At 66.8% G+C, this 17,858-nt stretch carries 14 protein-coding genes; 12 read left to right on the top strand and 2 right to left on the bottom strand.

Annotated features, from left to right (window positions below; translation table 11 throughout):
- Positions 1 to 211 precede the first annotated feature (211 nt).
- Entirely contained in the window at positions 212 to 1,666 is a 1,455-nt protein-coding gene (zwf, locus tag ACN20X_RS26630; protein ID WP_047217124.1) for a glucose-6-phosphate dehydrogenase, read from the bottom strand.
- A 154-nt stretch (positions 1,667 to 1,820) separates the two neighbouring features.
- Here zwf and pgi point away from each other — a divergent pair, with 154 nt between their 5' ends.
- Positions 1,821 to 3,365 (top strand): glucose-6-phosphate isomerase, encoded by a 1,545-nt coding sequence (pgi, locus tag ACN20X_RS26625; RefSeq protein ID WP_026062014.1) that lies wholly within the window; start codon positions 1,821 to 1,823, stop codon positions 3,363 to 3,365.
- Positions 3,366 to 3,388: 23 nt separating this feature from the next.
- On the opposite strand, the gene ACN20X_RS26620 is transcribed toward pgi, so the two are convergent.
- Positions 3,389 to 4,291 carry an SMP-30/gluconolactonase/LRE family protein gene (locus tag ACN20X_RS26620; RefSeq protein WP_191625525.1) on the bottom strand — a complete coding sequence of 301 codons (903 nt, stop codon included), beginning with the start codon at positions 4,289 to 4,291 and terminating at the stop codon, positions 3,389 to 3,391.
- Between the two features lie 231 nt (positions 4,292 to 4,522).
- On the opposite strand from ACN20X_RS26620, the gene ACN20X_RS26615 reads away from it, so the two are divergent.
- From ACN20X_RS26615 to msrP, 11 genes are all read left to right on the top strand, one after another.
- On the top strand, positions 4,523 to 5,833 hold the full coding sequence (locus ACN20X_RS26615) for an ABC transporter substrate-binding protein (protein WP_017403960.1): 1,311 nt from the start codon (positions 4,523 to 4,525) through the stop codon (positions 5,831 to 5,833).
- Between the two features lie 35 nt (positions 5,834 to 5,868).
- The gene (locus tag ACN20X_RS26610) at positions 5,869 to 6,726 is read left to right on the top strand and encodes a carbohydrate ABC transporter permease (RefSeq protein WP_151019603.1); all 858 of its coding nucleotides are present in this window, start codon (positions 5,869 to 5,871) and stop codon (positions 6,724 to 6,726) included.
- A 4-nt stretch (positions 6,727 to 6,730) separates the two neighbouring features.
- A complete protein-coding gene (locus ACN20X_RS26605; RefSeq protein WP_026062016.1) occupies positions 6,731 to 7,552 on the top strand; it encodes a carbohydrate ABC transporter permease in 822 nt (273 codons plus the stop codon).
- A 23-nt stretch (positions 7,553 to 7,575) separates the two neighbouring features.
- Positions 7,576 to 8,628, top strand: coding sequence for an ABC transporter ATP-binding protein (locus ACN20X_RS26600; protein ID WP_432675266.1), 1,053 nt, complete (start codon positions 7,576 to 7,578; stop codon positions 8,626 to 8,628).
- 62 nt (positions 8,629 to 8,690) lie between these two features.
- The gene (dalD, locus tag ACN20X_RS26595; RefSeq protein WP_432675268.1) at positions 8,691 to 10,130 is read left to right on the top strand and encodes a D-arabinitol 4-dehydrogenase; all 1,440 of its coding nucleotides are present in this window, start codon (positions 8,691 to 8,693) and stop codon (positions 10,128 to 10,130) included.
- 1 nt (position 10,131) lies between these two features.
- Positions 10,132 to 11,100: a carbohydrate kinase family protein gene (locus tag ACN20X_RS26590; protein WP_016445528.1), complete on the top strand. Its 969-nt coding sequence runs from the start codon at positions 10,132 to 10,134 to the stop codon at positions 11,098 to 11,100.
- 62 nt (positions 11,101 to 11,162) lie between these two features.
- A complete protein-coding gene (locus ACN20X_RS26585; protein ID WP_016445529.1) occupies positions 11,163 to 12,095 on the top strand; it encodes an AraC family transcriptional regulator in 933 nt (310 codons plus the stop codon).
- A 279-nt stretch (positions 12,096 to 12,374) separates the two neighbouring features.
- Positions 12,375 to 13,025, top strand: a complete 651-nt coding sequence (locus tag ACN20X_RS26580; RefSeq protein ID WP_016445530.1) for a c-type cytochrome — start codon at positions 12,375 to 12,377, stop codon at positions 13,023 to 13,025.
- Positions 13,026 to 13,164: 139 nt separating this feature from the next.
- Positions 13,165 to 15,348 carry a cytochrome c biogenesis protein ResB gene (locus ACN20X_RS26575; protein ID WP_267178062.1) on the top strand — a complete coding sequence of 728 codons (2,184 nt, stop codon included), beginning with the start codon at positions 13,165 to 13,167 and terminating at the stop codon, positions 15,346 to 15,348.
- Entirely contained in the window at positions 15,345 to 16,682 is a 1,338-nt protein-coding gene (gene ccsB / locus ACN20X_RS26570) for a c-type cytochrome biogenesis protein CcsB (protein WP_016445532.1), read from the top strand. The genes ACN20X_RS26575 and ccsB overlap by 4 nt, the downstream gene beginning before the upstream one ends.
- 192 nt (positions 16,683 to 16,874) lie before the next feature.
- Positions 16,875 to 17,855, top strand: coding sequence for a protein-methionine-sulfoxide reductase catalytic subunit MsrP (gene msrP, locus ACN20X_RS26565; RefSeq protein WP_016445533.1), 981 nt, complete (start codon positions 16,875 to 16,877; stop codon positions 17,853 to 17,855).
- Positions 17,856 to 17,858 lie beyond the last annotated feature (3 nt).

The raw sequence follows: 17,858 nt of genomic DNA, 5'->3' as shown, positions 1-17,858 counted from the left end.
GTCAGTCTCTCGGGGCCTCATTGTAGGTTCCCCCATGGAACCGGCGCGCCCAGCGGGCTATAGGCAACGGTGCTGACAAAGCGTGGCGCATGAAACTGGCGCACTCCAAAGTCGGAGACAGCGAGCAAGGGCCGCCCCGCCGCGAAGCTGTCGTCCCCTCCCCCGCGAAGCGGGCAGAGAGGGGGAAGGCGCGCAGCGCCTCAGGGGGAGCCTAAACCTCTTCGCTCCAGCAAAAGCCATCCCTCGCAATCATGGCGCTGGCTGCGCTGGGCCCCCAGCTGCCCGCCGCATAGCCGCGCGGCCCCGAGGTGTCGCTGCGCCAGTGCTGAAGGATGGGTTCCACCCAGCGCCAGGCCTGTTCCTGCTCGTCGCTGCGCACAAAGAGGTTCAGCCTGCCGGCGATCACGTCCAGCAGCAGGCGCTCGTAGGCGCCCACGCGCTTGGCACCGAAGCGCTGGTCGAAGTCCAGGTTCAGGTGCACGGGGGCCAGCGAAGGCTCGGCCTGCTGCTGGGTGGCGCCCTGTGCCAGCAGGTGCAGCTCCAGCCCGTCCTTGGGCTGCAGATTGATCACTAGGCGATTGGCTTCGGACAGGGGCGAGCGGAAGATCGGGTGGGGCACGGGCCGGAAGTTCACGACGATGCGCGCGTCCCTTCCTGCCAGCCGCTTGCCGGTGCGGATGTAGAAGGGCACGCCGGCCCAGCGCCAGTTGCAGATCTCGGTGCGCAGGGCGACAAAGGTCTCGGTCTGGCTGCCCGCCGCCACGCCTTTTTCCTGCTGGTAGGCCGGCACGGGCTGGCCCTGGCTGGCGCCGGCCAGGTACTGGCCGCGCACCACGTGCTGGCTCAGGGTTTCCGGCGTCCAGGGCCTGAGCGACTGCAGCACCTTGAGCTTTTCGTCGCGGATGGCATGGGCCGATGCGTTGATCGGCGGCTCCATGCCGATGGCGCACAGCAGCTGCAGCGCATGGTTTTGCACCATGTCGCGCAGCGCGCCGGTCTGGTCGTAAAACGCGCCCCGGCTTTCCACGCCCAGTTCCTCGGCGATGGTGATCTGGATGTTGGCAATGGTCTCGCGCCGCCACAGCGGCTCGAACAGCGCATTGCCAAAGCGCAGCGCCAGAAGGTTCTGCACAGAGGGCTTGCCCAGGTAGTGGTCTATGCGGAACACCTGCTCTTCGCGCAGCACCTTGCGCAGCGTGGCATTGATGGCCTGGTTGGAGGCCAGGTCGTGGCCCAGCGGCTTTTCCAGCACCACGCGGGTACGCGGGCCGTTCAGGCCCACGGCGGCGATCTGCTCGCAGACCGTGGTGAACAGGCTGGGGGCGGTGGCCACGTACATCACCACCGTTTCTGCGTCGCGCGCGGCCAGCGCCTGTGCCAGCTTCCCGTAGTCGGCGGGCTGCGACAGGTCCATGCGCAGGTAGTGCAGCAGGTCTGCGAAGCGGGCGAATTCCTCGGGGTTGGGGCGCTTGGACAGCTCGACGCCGTCAAAGCGCGACTGGATGAGGGCGCGGTACTGGTCGTCGCTCAGGTCATCGCGGGCCACGCACAGGATGCGGCCGCCCTCGGGCAGGGTGCCATGGCGAAACGCCTGGAACAGCGCCGGCATGAGCTTGCGCCATGCCAGATCGCCCGTGCCGCCAAACAAGACCAGATCGAAACCCATGTTGCCTCCCGAGGTGAATATTTTGGTAACTGAGTTACCAATTTTTGAGGAAATCGAATAAATTATAGAGGTACCACGTCATTTGATTGAAGCTTCAGATGATGATTGTTGTAATTTGATTACTTCTCTGCAAGAAGCCCTGTCGGTGAACCCCATGCTTATCCGTTGCGATCACGCCCTCGCCTGGCCTCTTTTGCAAAACCACGCCCGGGCCGTGATGCCCGAGTTCGACCTGCGCGGTGCCTTCGCCTCTGACCCCGCCCGGTTCGCGCGCTTCAGCCAGGAGGCTCCGCACTGCTTTGCGGACCTGTCCAAGAATCTGTGGGACGCGCAGGCCGAAGACCTGCTGCTGCAGCTGGCCCGCGATTGCGAGGTGGAGCGCCAGCGCGACGCCATGTTCGCGGGCGAGGCCGTCAACTCCACCGAGGGGCGTGCGGCGCTGCACACGCTGCTGCGCCATCCGCCCGGCAATGCGCCGCCGGGCCTGGCCTGGGCGCTGGCCCAGGTGCACGAGACGCTGGATGCCATGCTGGCCTATGCCGAGCGCGTGCGTGCGGATGCGGATATCACCGATGTGGTGTGCATGGGCATAGGCGGATCGGGTCTGGGGCCGCAGATGGCGGTCCAGGCGCTGCAAGGCCTGGGCGATGCGCGCCGGCGCATGCACTTCGTCTCGAATGTGGATGGCCATGCGCTGCAGGCCGTGCTCGTGGGCCTGCAGCCGCGCAGCACGCTGTTCATCGTGGCCTCCAAGGTGTTCAACACGCAGGAGACGCTGACCAATGCGCGCAGCGCACTCGACTGGTTCCACGCAAACGGCGGCAGCGAGGTGTCCCGCCATTTCGTCGCGCTGACCACCCATGCCGCTGCGGCGGCGCAGATGGGCATCACCACCACCTTCGGCTTCTGGGACTGGGTGGGCGGGCGCTATTCGCTGTGGTCGTCCATCGGACTGCCGGTGGCCGTTGCCGTAGGCGCTGCCGCGTTTCGCGCCATGCTGGCCGGTGCGCACGCCATGGACATGCATTTCCGCACGTCGCCGCTGCAGGCCAATCTGCCCGTGCGCCTGGGCCTGCTCGACGTCTGGTACCGCAATCTGCTGGGCTTTGGCAGCCGCTGCATCGCGCCCTACCACGCAGGCCTGCGGCGCCTGCCGGCCTATCTGCAGCAACTGGAGATGGAGAGCAACGGCAAGCGCGTGGACCGGCAGGGCCGGCCGCTGGCGCTGGGCTCGGCACCCGTGCTCTGGGGTGAGCCCGGCACGGATGGGCAGCATGCCTTCTTCCAGATGCTGCACCAGGGCAGCGACATCGTGCCGCTGGAGATCATTGCGGTGAAGCAGGCTTCGCACACCTTGCCAGGCCACCAGGAACAGTTGCTGGCCAACGCGCTGGCCCAGGCCCAGGCCCTGATGCAGGGGCGCGCCAGCGAGGACGGGCACCGCCATTTCCCCGGCAACCGTCCCAGCAGCTTCCTGCTGCTGGACGCGCTCACGCCTGCGGCGCTGGGCGCGCTGGTTGCGCTGCAGGAGCACCGCGTGTTCGTGGCCGGCGCGCTGTGGGGCATCAACAGCTTCGACCAATGGGGGGTGGAGCTGGGCAAGCTGCTGGCGCGTGACCTTCAGCTGCGCCTGGGCAATGGCGACATGGCGGGGCTGGACGCCTCCACCGCCGGCCTGCTGCAGCGGCTGCGGGCCTGATGGCCTGAGGGCCTGGCCCCGCTCTACGCCTCCCGGAAACAGTTGACCGGCAGCCCTGGCACCTCGACGCGGCAATGCATCAGCGCCCCGGCAGGCACGGCGGCCCGGCGTTCTTCCTCGGGGCGGCCGTGCGAGGCGGAGGTGATGTAGAGCGTGCGCAGGTCTTCTCCGCCCAGGCAGACCATGGTGGGGCAGCGCACGGGCGTCTCGATGCGCTGCACGACTTCGCCCTGCGGGTCCAGCCGCAGCACGCAGCCGCCTTCGTACATGGCCACCCAGTAGTGGCCCCGGGTGTCGACGCAGGCACCATCGGGCCGGCCGCCGTACAGGCGCCCTTGCGTGCGGGGCGCGAAGGCCTTCCACAGTGCGCGGGCCCCCAGCGTGCCGGTATCCAGGTCGAAGGCAAAGCGGTCTATGCGGTGTGCGGGCGTGTCGGCCCAGTACAGCCATGCGTCGTCGGGGCTGAAGGCCAGCCCGTTGGCCGTGGTGCAGTCGCCTGCCATGCGCTGGACCGCGTAGCCGCCGTTGTCCACCGCGCGCAGGCACCACAGTGCCGCCTCGGGCGCGGTCTTTGGTGCGAACAGGGAGCCGGCCCAGAAGCGGCCGGCTCGGTCGCAGCGGCCGTCGTTGAGGCGGAACTGGCGTGGATCGTGGTCCAGGCCGGCCAGCATGGTGATGTGGCCGGTGGCCGGATCCAGCAGGCCGAAGCCGTCTCGCAGGCCGATGACGATGCGGCCCTTGTCCGTGGGCGCGCAGCAGCCGGGCTCGCTGGGCGTGGCCCAGCTTTGCTGCTGGCCGCTGGCCGGGTCCCAGGCATGGATGCGCAGGCCCTGGATATCGCACCAGTAGAGCCGGCGATCAGCGGGGTGCCAGAAGGGCGATTCGCCCAGGGCGCTGGGAGGAACCGGGGCGATCTGCATGGCCATGGTCTGCTCGCTGGAAGTCATGGCCAGCATTCTAGGAGCGGCTCTCGCCAGACCGCTGCTCGCAGATAGTGTGTTGCGCAGATCAGGGATATCTCTAGCCAGGTATGTGCATAGAAGTATCAGCGGCCGGGCTGCCCGTACCAATGCACCCGCAGGCCTGTCCCCACAATCGGTCACCAGCGGCAGGGATGGACCGCGAAGACCACAGCATTCATTGCGAAGGAGACAGACATGCACAGCTTGCTCAGGGCGGGCGCGGCGCTGGCCGTGGCCGCATCGGCCGCCGGCGCACAGGCCGACACCGAACTCGTGATTGCGACCGTGAACAACGGCCACATGATCGAGATGCAGAAACTCTCTGCCCGCTTCGAGCAGGCCCATCCCGGCATCACGCTCAAATGGGTCACGCTGGAAGAGGGCATGCTGCGCCAGCGAGTGACCACCGACATCGCCACCAAGGGCGGCCAGTTCGACGTGATGACGGTGGGCCTGTACGAGGTGCCGATCTGGTCGAGGAATGGCTGGCTGCTGCCGATTGCCACCGATGCCGCCTATGACGCAGACGACTTGCTGCCTTCCATCCGCAAGGGCCTGTCGCACGAAGGCAGGCTCCACGCCCTGCCGTTCTATGGCGAGGCATCGATGCTCATGTACCGCCGTGATCTGGCCGAAAAGGCGGGTTTCACCATGCCCGCGCAGCCGAGCTGGGAGCAGGTGCGGGAATTTGCCGCCAAGGCCCATGATCCCAAGGCTGGCGTCTACGGCATCTGCCTGCGCGGCAAGCCGGGCTGGGGTGACAACATGGCCCTGGTCACCACCATGGTCAACACCCACGGTGGCCAGTGGTTCGACATGCAATGGAAGCCGCAGCTGGACACACCGGCCTGGAAGAAGGCGGTGGGTTTCTATGTGGAGCTGCTGAAGGCCTACGGGCCGCCCGGCGCATCGGCCAACAGCTTCAACGAGAACCTGGCGCTGTTCAACGAGGGCAAGTGCGCGGCCTGGGTCGATGCCAGCATTGCGGCCTCGTTCGTGGGCGATCCACGGCAGTCCAAGGTGGCCGGCAAGGTGGCGTATGCGGCCGCTCCCGTGGCCTCCACGCCCAAGGGGGCGACGTGGCTGTGGACCTGGAACCTGGCCATTCCCGCCAGCTCCAGGAAGGTGGATGCGGCCCAGGCCTTCATCAAATGGGCCACTTCCAAGGAGTATGTGCAGCTGGTGGCGCGCGAGCATGGCTGGCGCGCCGTTCCCACGGGCACGCGGCAGTCCACCTATGCGAGCGCCGAGTTCCAGAAAGTCGCGGACTTTGCCGGCGCCGAGAAAAGCGCCATCGACAGCGTGAGCCTGAGCGATGCGACCGAGCCGCGCTCACCCTACATCGGCGTGCAGTACGTGGCCATCCCCGAGTTCCAGGCCATAGGCATTGCCGTGGGGCAGCAAGTCAGTGCGGCGCTGTCGGGCAAAGCCACGGTGGAGCAGGCGCTCAAGACCTCGCAGACCCTGGCGGACCGCGAGATGAGGAAAAGCGGCTACTACAAGTGATGGCTGCCTCGATGCTTCGACCAAGCCCCGCGCCCATGACGCGCCTGCTGCCCCGCGCGCTCATGGCTCCCGCCGTGGCCGTGCTGCTGTGCTGGATGCTGGTGCCGCTGCTGATGACGGTGTATTTCTCGTTCGTCGACTACAACCTCATGCAGCCGGGCGGCCACCCCTTCGTGGGCCGGCGCAACTACGAGTTCTTCGTCACCGACCCGGACTTCATGCCCGCCGTGCGCCAGACCCTGGTGTTCCTGGCCAGCGTGGTGTCGATCACCGTGGTGCTGGGCGTGCTGCTGGCGCTGCTGGTCAACGAGCCATTTCCGGGCCGCGGCATGGTGCGCGTGCTGCTGATCTCGCCCTTCTTCGTGATGCCCGCCGTCAACGCGCTGCTGTGGAAGCACATGATGATGAATCCCATCTACGGCGTGCTGGCCAGCCTGTGCAGGGCGCTGGGCCTGGAGCCTGTGGACTGGCTGACCGAGGTGCCGCTGCTGTCCGTGGTCATCATGGTGTCCTGGCAGTGGCTGCCTTTTGCCTGCCTGATCTTCATCACCTCGCTGCAGTCGCTGGACCGCGAGCAGATGGAGGCGGCGCGCATGGACGGCGCCAATGCCCTGCAACGTTTCCACCACCTCACGCTGCCCCATCTGGCCCGACCGATGGCGGTGGTGGTGATGATCGAGATGATCTTCCTGCTGGGCGTGTTTGCGGAGATCGCCATCACCACGGCGGGAGGCCCGGGCAACGAGAGCACCAACCTCACCTATCTCATCTACAAGCAGTCGCTGATGCATTTCGACGTGGGCGTGGCCTCTGCGGGGGCATTGTTCGCCGTGGTGCTGGCCAACATCGTTGCCGTCTTCCTGATCCGCATCGTCGGCAAGAGCCTGGACTGAGCGCATGACGGCCCCTTCACTTTCCACCGCCTTGCGTGCCGCCGCGGCCTGGGCGCTGGCGCTGCTGCTGTTCTTTCCGCTGGGCTGGCTGTTCCTGACCGCGTTCAAGACCGAGCTGCAGGCCATTGCCGTGCCGCCGCTGTTCGTGTTCGAGCCCACGCTGGCCAACTTCGGCGAGGTGCAGCAGCGCAGCAACTACCTGCTGCACGCGCGCAACTCCTTGGTCACCAGCCTGGGGTCCACCCTGGCGGGCCTGGCCATCGCCGTGCCCGCCGCCTATTCGATGGCCTTCTTTCGCACGCGGCGCACACGCGATGTGCTGATGTGGATGCTGTCCACCAAGATGATGCCCGCCGTGGGCGCATTGCTGCCCATCTACGTGCTGGCCCAGGGCGCCGGCCTGCTGGACACGCTCACGGTGCTGACCGTGGTCTTCACGCTGTCCAACCTGCCCATCATGGTGTGGATGCTCTACAGCGCGTTCAAGGACATCCCGCACGAGATCCTCGAAGCCGCGCGCATGGATGGCGCCGGCCTGTGGGCCGAGTTCCGCCATGTGGTGCTGCCGCTGGCGCTGGGCGGCATTGCCTCCACGGGCCTGCTGTGTCTGGTGCTGAGCTGGAACGAGGCCTTCTGGTCGCTCAACCTCAGCAGCGCGCGCGCCGGCACGCTGGCCACGCTGATCGCCTCCTACTCCAGCCCCGAGGGGCTGTTCTGGGCCCGTCTTTCGGCCGCCTCGCTTTTGGCCATCGCGCCCATCGTGGTGTTCGGCTGGTTCAGCCAGAAGCAACTGGTGCAGGGCATGACCTTCGGCGCCGTCAAGTAGCCGCTCTTCCAACCAAGAAAACCATGGCCTATCTGCAACTGCAAGACATGCGCAAGAGCTTTGGCGAGGCGCACATCATCCGTGGCGTGGACCTCGCCATCGAGCGCGGCGAGTTCATCGTCTTCGTCGGCCCCTCGGGCTGCGGAAAATCCACGCTGCTGCGCCTGATCGCGGGGTTGGAGTCCGTCAGCGCGGGCCATCTGCTGCTCGATGGGCGCGACATCACGCACGCGCCCTCGGGCCGGCGCGATCTGGCCATGGTGTTCCAGAGCTATGCGCTGTACCCGCACATGAGCGTGTACGACAACATGTCCTTTGCGCTGCGCCTGGCGGGCGTGCCGCGCAAGGAGATATTGCGCAAGGTCGGCCGGGCGGCAGCAACGCTCAATCTCACGGCCTGCCTGGAGCGCCGCCCGGGCGAGCTGTCGGGCGGGCAGCGCCAGCGCGTGGCCATCGGACGCGCCATCGTGCGCGAGCCCAAGGTCTTCCTGTTCGACGAGCCGCTGTCCAATCTGGATGCGGCGCTGCGCGGCAACACGCGCGTGGAAATCCTCAAGCTGCACCGTGCATTGGGCGCCACCACCATCTATGTGACGCACGACCAGGTGGAGGCCATGACCCTGGCCGACCGCGTGGTGGTGATGCGCGACGGCGCCATCGAGCAGGTGGGCTCTCCTCTGGAGCTCTATGACCGCCCGGCCAACCGCTTTGTCGCGCAGTTCATCGGCATGCCGCCGATGAACCTGCTGGCGGCCCATGCCGTGCCGGGCCTGTCGGCCAGCACGCAGGGGCGCTTGCCGCGGGACGGCACGCTGGGCATACGCCCCGAGGCGCTGCGCCTGTCCCAGGCAGATGCAGGTCCCAGTGATGGGGCTGGCGTCCAGGGGCGCGTGGACCTGATCGAAGCCTTGGGTGCCGACACGCTGGTCCATGTGGACGTGGCCGGCGTGCCGCTGGTGGCGCGCCAGACCGAGCGCATGCCGCTGGCCGTGGGCGATGGGGTGAGGGTGTCCCTCGACCCGGGCTGCATGCTCCATCTGTTCGACCGCGATGGCCGTGCGCTGGCGGCCTGCTGAGCCTGGCGGCCGAGCCCTGCCTTCTTCTTTCCGTCTCTTCCCATCCCTTTGTCCGGGACACCATGAACGCGACTGCCCCCTCCCTTTCCCGCCCCACGGTGCTGCACCTGGGGCTGGGCTCTTTCCATCGCGCGCACCAGGCTGCCTACCAGCAGCGATTGATGGATGCGGGCGACACGCAGTGGGCGCTGGCGGGCGCCAACCTGCGCCCTGACATGGCGCAGACGCTGGACGCCCTGGTGCGACAAGGCGGTGCCTACACGCTGGAGACGATTGCGCCCAACGGCACGGTGCACTACCAGTGGATGGATGCCTTGAGCGAGGTGATTCCGTACGCGCCCGGGCTGGCCGCCGTCGTGCAGCGGGGCGCCTGGCCGGCCACCCGCATCATCTCCTTCACGGTCACCGAGGCCGGTTACTGCCTGGATGGTCAGGGAGCGCTCGACGCCGCGCATCCCGATCTGGCGCAGGACCTGGAGCGCGCACGCCGGGGAGAGGCGGGGACCACCCTCTATGGCGTGCTCTGCGCCATCCTGCAGGCGCGCCGCGCCACCGATGCCGGCCCCGTCACGCTGCTGAGCTGCGACAACCTGCGCCACAACGGCGACCGCCTGCGCTCCGGCCTGCTGGCCTTCATGCGCCAGGCACAGCTGCATGGGCTGGCCGACTGGGCACAGCGGCATACCAGCTGCCCCAACGCCATGGTCGATCGCATCACTCCCCGCCCGCCACCTGAGCTGCGCGCGCGCGTGCTGGCCGCCACCGGCCGCGACGACGAGGCCGCGGTGATGGCCGAGCGCTTCACGCAATGGGTGATCGAGGACCGCTTCATTGCCGGGCGCCCCGCCTGGCAGACCGTGGGCGTGGAGCTGGTACCCTCGGTGGCGCCTTACGAAGAGGCCAAGATCCGCATCCTCAACGCCAGCCACAGCTGCATCGCCTGGGCCGGGACGCTGGCGGGCCTGGAGCATATCCACGAAGGCTGCGCCGTGCCCGCGATACGCCAAATGGCCTGGGACTACGTGACCCGGGATGTGATCGCCTGCCTTTGCGCACCGGGCCGGCCCAGCCCGCTGGACCTGCCGGCCTACCGTGACACGGTGCTGGAGCGCTTTGGCAATGCGGCCCTGCGCGACACCAACCAGCGTGTGGCGGCCGATGGGTTTGCCAAGATCCCCGGCTTCATCGCGCCCACGCTGCGCGAGCGGCTGGCGGACAACGCCGCCATCGATGCCGCGGCCATGCTGCCTGCGCTGTTCCTGGCCTTCCTGCAGCGCTGGCACCGGGGCACACTGCCCTATGCGTACCAGGACCAGGCCATGGACCCGGCGGTGGCGCATGCCATCTGCGCGGCGCCCGATCCCGTGGCCTCGCTGTGCGCCGAGCCGCTGCTGTGGGGCGAGGTGGCAGGCCATCCGCAGCTGGTGGAGTCGGTGCGCCGGGCCTCGGAGCGGGTACGGGCATTTGTGGACAGAACCGAAACATGCACAAGGCGGAGCTGACATGCGCATAGCCATCGTGGGCGAGGCCCTGATCGATTTCACCGCCACGGGTGGCCTGGCCTTCCAGGGCCATGAGGGCGGGGCGCCCGCCAATGGCGCCATCGCGGCGGCACGGCTGGGGCAGGCCACGGGCCTTGTCTCGCAGCTCTCGGAGGACCTATTTGGCGAGCGCCTGTTCGCGCACCTGCAGCGCAACGGCGTGGACATGCGCCTGGTGCAGCGCTGCAGCGCGCCCAGCACGCTGGCCTTTGTGGAGCGCGGCGAACACACCAACCGCTATGCCTTCTACATGCAGGGCACGGCCGACACGCTGTGGGCGCCTGCCGAGCTGCCGAAGTTGCCGGACGAATGCCGCATCCTGCAGTTCGGCTCCATCGCGCTGCTGCATGCGCCGGCGGGGCCGCGCATCCTGGATCTGGTGGCCGCGCAGCGCGGTCGGCGCCTCATCGTCTTCGACCCCAATGTGCGTCCCACGCTGATCCGCGATGCGCAGGCCTTCCGGCGCGACTGCCTGGCCTGGCTGGCCCTGGCCGACCTGGTCAAGCTCAGCGACGAGGATGCGGCCTTCATCGCGCCCGGTCAGCCGGTGCTGGAGGCTGCCGGGAGCTGGCTGTCGCGCGGGCCCAGGGCCGTGGTGCTCACGCAGGGGGCCGAGGGCGCCACCTTGCTGCGCGCAGGTCGCGCTCCGCTGTCGGTGCGCCCGCCTGCAGTGCCGCTGGCGGACACCATCGGCGCGGGCGACACCTTTGGCGCGGCACTGTCCGTGGCGTTGCTTGAGCGCGGCGTGGAGCAGGCGCAGCAGTTGCAGTCCCTGCCAGATGCCGCGTGGCGCGAGGTGCTGCGCTTTGCGGCCACGGCTGCCGCGCTCAACTGCACGCGCGCCGGCGCCCAGCCGCCCTGGCGTGCGGAGCTGGATGCCGCGCTTGCGGGCCTGGATGCTGCGCAGGCGCAGCAGCACCACAGGGCGTAGCGGCCGCCGGTGTTACCGTGCGCCCTGTGCCCGTCTCCATCGTCCCTGATTGACCGACTGCCATGCCCAGCACACGCCGCCGCCCGCCGCGCCAGCGCCATCCCGAACTGGAGCGCGACTTTGTCCGCACGCCCGCCCTGGGCTATGAAGACGTGGAGGGCAGTGGCCTGGTGCGCTGCCTGGCGCATGGTTTCCCGAGTCCGCTGGTGCGCTGGCATTTCCATGACGAGTACGAACTGCATCTCATCACCCACACCTCGGGCCGTGCCTTCGTGGGTGACTGGATAGGGCCGTTCGAGCCGGGCCACCTCGTGCTGTGCGGGCCGCGCCTGCCGCACAACTGGATATCGTTCGACGTGCCCGAGGCCGGCGCGCCCGAACGCGATCTCGTCATCCTGTTCAACCACGATCCCATTGCCCGTGCGGCCGAGCAGATCCCCGAGATGCGCGAGGTGCTGCAGCTGCTGGATCGCGCGCGGCACGGCATCGAGTTCTTCGGCATGGCCGAGGCAGCGCGCGTGCACTGGGAGGCGGTCCGGGGTGCGCGCGGCATGCGCCGCTTCGCGGCCTTTTGTGATCTGCTGTCCGATCTTTCCGAATGCACGGACTACCGGCTGCTGTCGGCCGTGCAGATGCAGGGCGTGCAGGCCGAGGCCCAGGTGGACCAGATCAACGAGGTGGTCAACCGCATCATGGCGCGCGTGAACGAGCCGCTGAGCCTGGCGGACGTGGCGGCCGAACTGGGCATGAGCGAAAGCCGCTTCAGCCGTTTCTTTCGCCGTGCCACAGGCAACAGCTTCACCGACTTTGTCAGCCGCGTGCGCATCAACAGTGCCTGCCATCTGCTCATGCAGACCGATTGCTTCATCGCCGATATCTGTTTTCAGGTCGGCTTCAGCAATCTGGCCAACTTCAACCGGCGCTTCCTTGAAATCAAGGGGATGACGCCCTCGGAATTCCGCAGGCAGGCCGAAAGCCGCTTCGGCGCGGGCTGAGGCGGGCGAGGGACCTGGAATCCGGGAAAGAAGGGGTGTGGTATTGCGCGCCACATGGGTAGAGCCCTTATTGCCGCGCTGGCACAGATCGATATGCTGGGTTGCGAAAAACACATGTTCCGCACCGGATCCGTGGCCAGTTTGTGACCACGATCAAGGAATGTGTCTTCCTCTGCGCGCAGGGGCGAAAGCAGGGTTCCTGACGATATCAATCACAGGGGGCCCCATTGTAGAATCCGCCGAATTTTGCGCTTTCAACAACAGAACCACGCCCTCGATATGAAGTTGCTTGCCTCTTTGCTGACGGCTGCCATTCTTGCTGCAGCCCCCGCCTTTCCCGCTTTCTCCGCTGGCGAGGCACCTGCTGCCCCGGCTCAGCCGAAGGCGGCCAAGGCCGATCTGGCGAAGGGCGAGGCCAGCTACACCGCCGTCTGCGCGGCATGCCATGCGGCTGACGGCAATTCGACGGTGCCCATCCAGCCCAAGCTGGCCGGCCAGCATCCCGAGTACCTGGTCAAGCAGTTGCTGGAGTTCAAGGACGACAAGCGCAAGGACCCGGTGATGAAGGGCTTTGCCAGCATGCTCAGCGAGCCTGACATGAAGAACATCGCCGCCTGGCTGCATGCGCAAAAGCCCAAGGACGGCTTTGCTAAGGACAAGGACCTGGTGGCCATGGGCGAGCGCATCTACCGTGGTGGCATCCAGGAGCGCAACATCGCCGCCTGCGCAGGCTGCCACAGCCCCAACGGCGCCGGCATCCCGGCCCAGTACCCGCGTCTGGCCGGCCAGCACGCCGACTACACCACCACCCAGCTCACGGCCTTCCGTGACGGCAAGCGCGGCAATAGCATTCAGATGACGCAGGTTGCTGCCAAGCTTAACGATCGCGAAATCAAGGCCGTGGCAGACTACATCGCTGGCCTGCGTTGATGTGCTCCCGGAACCGATGCGGTTCCCAGGGTAATCACCGGGAACCTATTGCCCTATAGACGCCCCAAGCCAGGCGGGTCCATCGCATGAATGCAGATGGTCCCGCTTTTTTCATTCGGGTTTTGGTTTTTCGCTCTTCATGTCAGACAACTCTTCCGGTGCCGCTCTTGCCTCCCCCCGCCCGCAGGCCGCGCGCGCGATGCTGGAGCTGCTGGCATCGATGCGCTTTGCGATCTCGCTGCTGACGGTCATCTGCATTGCCTCGGTGATCGGCACCGTGCTCAAGCAGCATGAGCCGGTGGGCAACTACGTCAACCAGTTCGGACCGTTCTGGGCCCAGCTGTTTCTTGCGCTCAAGCTCAATGCGGTCTACAGCGCCTGGTGGTTCCTGCTGATCCTGGCCTTTCTGGTGATCAGCACCTCGCTGTGCGTGGCACGCCATGCGCCCAAATACCTGGCCGATCTGCGCAATTTCAAGGAAAACGTTCGCGAGCAAAGCCTCAAGGCCTTCAGCCACCGTGCGCAGAATGTGGTGCCCGGCAGCACCGAGGAAGCCGCCAGGCGCCTGGGCCAGCAGCTGGTGTCGGGCGGCTGGAAGGTGCGGCTGCAGCAGCGCGATACGGCGGCCGGTCCCGGCACGGGCTGGATGCTGGCGGCCAAGGCGGGCGCGGCCCACAAGCTGGGCTACATCGCCGCCCATGGCGCCATCGTGCTGATCTGCCTGGGGGGGCTGTTCGACGGTGACCTTATCGTGCGTGCGCAGATGTGGCTGGGAGGCAAAACACCTTATACCGGCGGTGGCCTGATCTCCGAGGTGTCCGAGCAGCACCGGCTGAGCGAACGCAACCCCACCTTCCGCGGCAACCTGCTGGTGACCGAGGGCGGCACGGCGGGCACGGCCATCCTGTCGCAGTCCGATGGCGTGCTGCTGCAGGAGCTGCCCTTTGCGGTGGAGCTCAAGAAGTTCATCGTCGAGTACTACTCCACGGGCATGCCCAAGCTGTTTGCCAGCGAGGTCGTCATCCACGACAAGGCCACGGGCGAGAAGCTGGAAAAGCGCATCGAGGTCAACCACCCGGCCAGCTACCGCGGCATCGAGATCTACCAGTCCAGCTTTGATGACGGCGGCTCGTCGGTGAAGCTGCATGCCGTGCCGCTGGAGGCCGGGACCAAGCCCTTCGATGTCGAGGGCGTGATTGGCGGCTCCAGCCAGTTCACGCGCAAGCTCGCCGACGGCAAGGACGAGGCGCTGACGCTGGAGTTTGCCGAGCTGCGCACCATCAACGTCGAGAACTTCGGCGGTGCGGGCGGCGCCAGTGGCAGCGCCACCGATGTGCGCAAGGTGGACCTGAAGCAGGCCATCGACGAGCGCCTGGGCGCGGCCCACAAGACCGTGACCAAGAAGGAGCTGCGCAACATCGGCCCCAGCATCCGCTACAAGCTGCGCGATGCCGCGGGCCAGGCGCGCGAGTTCCAGAACTACATGCTGCCCGTGGACACGGGCGACGGCCAGCGCGTGTTCCTGCTGGGCGTGCGCGACAACCAGGCCGACGCCATGCGCTATCTGCGCATTCCCGCCGACCCCGAAAGCGAAATGGACACCTTCCTGCGCCTGCGCAGCGCGCTGCAGGATCCCAAACTGCGCGAGCAGGCGGCCCGGGCCTATGTGGCCAAGGCCATCGATTCCTCGCGCGCCGAGCTGAGCGGTGCGCTGGCGCAGTCGGCCACCAAGGCGCTGGAGCTGTTCGCGGGACAGACCGACAAGAAGGGGCCCGATGGCAAGCCGCTGGGCGGGCTGCAGGCCATCTCCGATTTCATGGAAAGCAATGTGCCCGCGGCCGAGCGTGAACGCGCGGGCGAGGTGCTGGTGCGCATTCTCAATGGCGTGCTGTTCGAGATGGCCCAGATCGTGCGGGCCCAGGCCGGCCAGGCACCGCTGGAGCCCAGCGAGCAGACGCAGTCCTTCATGACACAGGCCGTGTTCTCGCTCAGCGACGCGCAGTTCTACCCCGTGCCCATGGTCTTCATGCTGCAGGACTTCAAGCAGGTGCAGGCCAGCGTGTTCCAGGTGGCGCGTGCGCCGGGCAAGAACGTGGTGTATCTGGGCTGCCTGTTTCTCATCATCGGCGTGTTCTGCATGCTGTACGTGCGCGACCGCCGCATCTGGATCTGGCTCACGCCCCGCGATGGCCAAAGCCATGCCGAAATGGCCTTGTCCACCAATCGCAAAACGCTCGATGGTGATAGAGAATTCGCCATGCTGGCCGGCAAGCTGATAGGCGCCGAGCCCATCCACAAGAAACCCCCCGGAGGTTCCGCATGAACACCGCCACCACGACGACTTTGACGCTCAACGAGGGCTTCTTCGCCCGCCGCAACTGGTTCGACTGGGTGTTTGCGGCCCTCGTGGCGGCGGGGCTGCTCTATGCGCTGCAGCGCTATGGCGAGTACATGGATGTCTACGAGAAGTGCATCCTGGTCGGCACCATTCCCGCGGCCATCTGGCTGGGCTGGTTCTGGCGCTCGCTGCGGGCGCTGATGCTGGTGGTGGCCGGGCTGTCGCTGCTGGCCATTGCGCTGTACCAGGGGCCGGAGGGGGCGCAGCTGGCGCGCTCGGACACGGTGTTCGGCCTCAAGTACTTCCTGTCCAGCCAGTCGGCCATCCTCTGGATGAGCATGGTGTTCTTCATCAGCACCGTCTTCTACTGGATCGGCATGTTTGCGCGGGGCGAGGGCACGGCGCTGTCGCTGCTGGGCTCGCGCCTGGCCTGGCTGGCCGTGACGCTGGCGCTGGTGGGCACCATGGTGCGCTGGTACGAGAGCTATCTGATCGGCCCTGACGTGGGGCACATCCCGGTCAGCAACCTCTATGAAGTGTTCGTCATGTTCTGCTGGATGACGGCGCTGTTCTATCTGTACTACGAACAGCACTACGACACGCGCGCCCTGGGTGGCTTCGTGATGCTGGTGGTCAGCGCGGCCGTGGGCTTTTTGCTGTGGTACACGCTGGTGCGCGAGGCGCACGAGATCCAGCCCCTGGTGCCGGCGCTCAAGAGCTGGTGGATGAAGCTGCATGTGCCGGCCAACTTCATCGGCTACGGCACCTTCGCGCTGGCTGCCATGGTCTCCTTCGCCTACCTCATCAAGCAGCAGGCCACGGAGACGCGCTGGTACAAGCTCGCCCCGCTGTGGATGCTGGGCGTGGTGCTGTGCTTCGAGCCCATCGTTTTCCGCAAGGGTGCGACCGACAACGGCGGCAGCTACTGGATGGTGTACTTCGGCGTCTCGGCGCTGATCGTGGCCGGCATCCTGCTGGCGCGCAAGCGCATCGCCGAGCGGCTGCCCAGCTTCGAGCTGCTGGACGATGTGATGTACAAGTCCATCGCCGTGGGCTTTGCCTTCTTCACCATCGCCACCGTGCTGGGCGCGCTGTGGGCGGCCGAGGCCTGGGGTGGCTACTGGAGCTGGGACCCCAAGGAGACCTGGGCGCTGATCGTCTGGCTCAACTACGCGGCCTGGCTGCACATGCGCCTGGTCAAGGGGCTGCGCGGCACCGTGTCCGCCTGGTGGGCGCTGGGCGGGCTGGCCATCACCACCTTCGCCTTCCTGGGCGTGAACATGTTCCTGTCGGGACTGCACAGCTACGGCGAGCTGTGATCCGCTGCTGATTCGGACCGCCGCCGAACAAAGGGCTGCATGCGCCGGCGCGCATGCAGCCCTTTTTGTATCCGGCTCTTTTTCATGGCAGTTGAGGCTGGGGCGTAGCATGGAACTTGCGCGGGCCTGCAAGGCTCCCAATCGTCATGCCGCCCGGTACCCCTGCCGCAGCAGGCACTTTCGGAGATTCCCATGCTGATCCGCTCCCACGACAACGGCTTCCAACATCCGCAAGGCAGCGAAATCACGCCCCGGGCGAGCTACCTGCAGCGCCGGGCCTGGCTGCAGTACCTGGCCGCAGGTTCGGCCGGTGCCGCCTTGCCGGGCTGGGCGGCAGGCGTGCAGCGCCCCGGCAAGCTGGCGGCGCTGGCTTCCGTGCCTTCGCAGGTGCCGGGTGCGAACTCCATGGAGCGCGTCACCGCCTATGCCGATGCGTCGCAGTACAACAACTTCTACGAATTCGGCCTGGACAAGGACGATCCTGCCAAGAACGCCCACACGCTCAAGACGCGGCCGTGGACAGTGAAGATCGAAGGCCTGGTCCAGCAGCCGCAGACACTGGACCTGGATGCGCTGCTCAAGCTCGCACCGCTGGAAGAGCGCATCTACCGGCTGCGCTGCGTGGAAGGCTGGTCCATGGTGATTCCCTGGGTCGGCTATTCCCTGGCCGAGCTGCTGCGCAAGGTGCAGCCGCTGGGCAGTGCCAAGTACGTGGAATTCGTGACCCTGGCCGACAAGGCGCAGATGCCGGGCCTGCGCAGCGGCGTGCTGGACTGGCCTTACACCGAGGGGCTGCGCCTTGATGAAGCCATGCACCCGCTGACGCTGCTGGCCTTCGGCATGTATGGCGAAGTGCTGCCCAACCAGAATGGCGCGCCCGTGCGGCTGGTCGTGCCGTGGAAATACGGCTTCAAGAGCGCCAAGAGCATCGTTGCCATCCGCCTGACCGACAAGGAGCCGGGCACGGCCTGGAACAAGGCGGCGCGCAACGAGTACGGCTTTTATTCCAATGTGAATCCGGACGTGCCGCACCCGCGCTGGAGCCAGGCCACGGAGCGGCGCATTGGCGAGGATGGCCTGTTCGCCAAGAAGCGCAAGACGCTGCTGTTCAACGGCTACGAAGCCCAGGTCGGCCAGCTCTACACGGGCATGGATCTGAAGAAGTTCTATTGATGC

This window comes from Delftia sp. PX-1 (assembly GCF_055797465.1).
Note: the sequence above shows the minus strand (reverse complement) of the source record. Positions and strands in the feature narration are given on the sequence as shown.

What these genes read in the sequence shown, in the direction of transcription:
- ACN20X_RS26605 (WP_026062016.1), top strand. Translation starts at nt 6,731, where the DNA reads ATGACGGCCCCTTCACTTTCCACCGCCTTGCGTGCCGCCGCGGCCTGG.
- ACN20X_RS26590 (WP_016445528.1), top strand. Translation starts at nt 10,132, where the DNA reads ATGCGCATAGCCATCGTGGGCGAGGCCCTGATCGATTTCACCGCCACG.
- msrP (WP_016445533.1), top strand. Translation starts at nt 16,875, where the DNA reads ATGCTGATCCGCTCCCACGACAACGGCTTCCAACATCCGCAAGGCAGC.
- pgi (WP_026062014.1), top strand. Translation starts at nt 1,821, where the DNA reads ATGCTTATCCGTTGCGATCACGCCCTCGCCTGGCCTCTTTTGCAAAAC.
- ccsB (WP_016445532.1), top strand. Translation starts at nt 15,345, where the DNA reads ATGAACACCGCCACCACGACGACTTTGACGCTCAACGAGGGCTTCTTC.
- ACN20X_RS26610 (WP_151019603.1), top strand. Translation starts at nt 5,869, where the DNA reads ATGACGCGCCTGCTGCCCCGCGCGCTCATGGCTCCCGCCGTGGCCGTG.
- dalD (WP_432675268.1), top strand. Translation starts at nt 8,691, where the DNA reads ATGAACGCGACTGCCCCCTCCCTTTCCCGCCCCACGGTGCTGCACCTG.
- ACN20X_RS26600 (WP_432675266.1), top strand. Translation starts at nt 7,576, where the DNA reads ATGGCCTATCTGCAACTGCAAGACATGCGCAAGAGCTTTGGCGAGGCG.
- zwf (WP_047217124.1), bottom strand. Translation starts at nt 1,666, where the DNA reads ATGGGTTTCGATCTGGTCTTGTTTGGCGGCACGGGCGATCTGGCATGG.
- ACN20X_RS26620 (WP_191625525.1), bottom strand. Translation starts at nt 4,291, where the DNA reads ATGGCCATGCAGATCGCCCCGGTTCCTCCCAGCGCCCTGGGCGAATCG.
- ACN20X_RS26585 (WP_016445529.1), top strand. Translation starts at nt 11,163, where the DNA reads ATGCCCAGCACACGCCGCCGCCCGCCGCGCCAGCGCCATCCCGAACTG.
- ACN20X_RS26575 (WP_267178062.1), top strand. Translation starts at nt 13,165, where the DNA reads ATGTCAGACAACTCTTCCGGTGCCGCTCTTGCCTCCCCCCGCCCGCAG.
- ACN20X_RS26615 (WP_017403960.1), top strand. Translation starts at nt 4,523, where the DNA reads ATGCACAGCTTGCTCAGGGCGGGCGCGGCGCTGGCCGTGGCCGCATCG.
- ACN20X_RS26580 (WP_016445530.1), top strand. Translation starts at nt 12,375, where the DNA reads ATGAAGTTGCTTGCCTCTTTGCTGACGGCTGCCATTCTTGCTGCAGCC.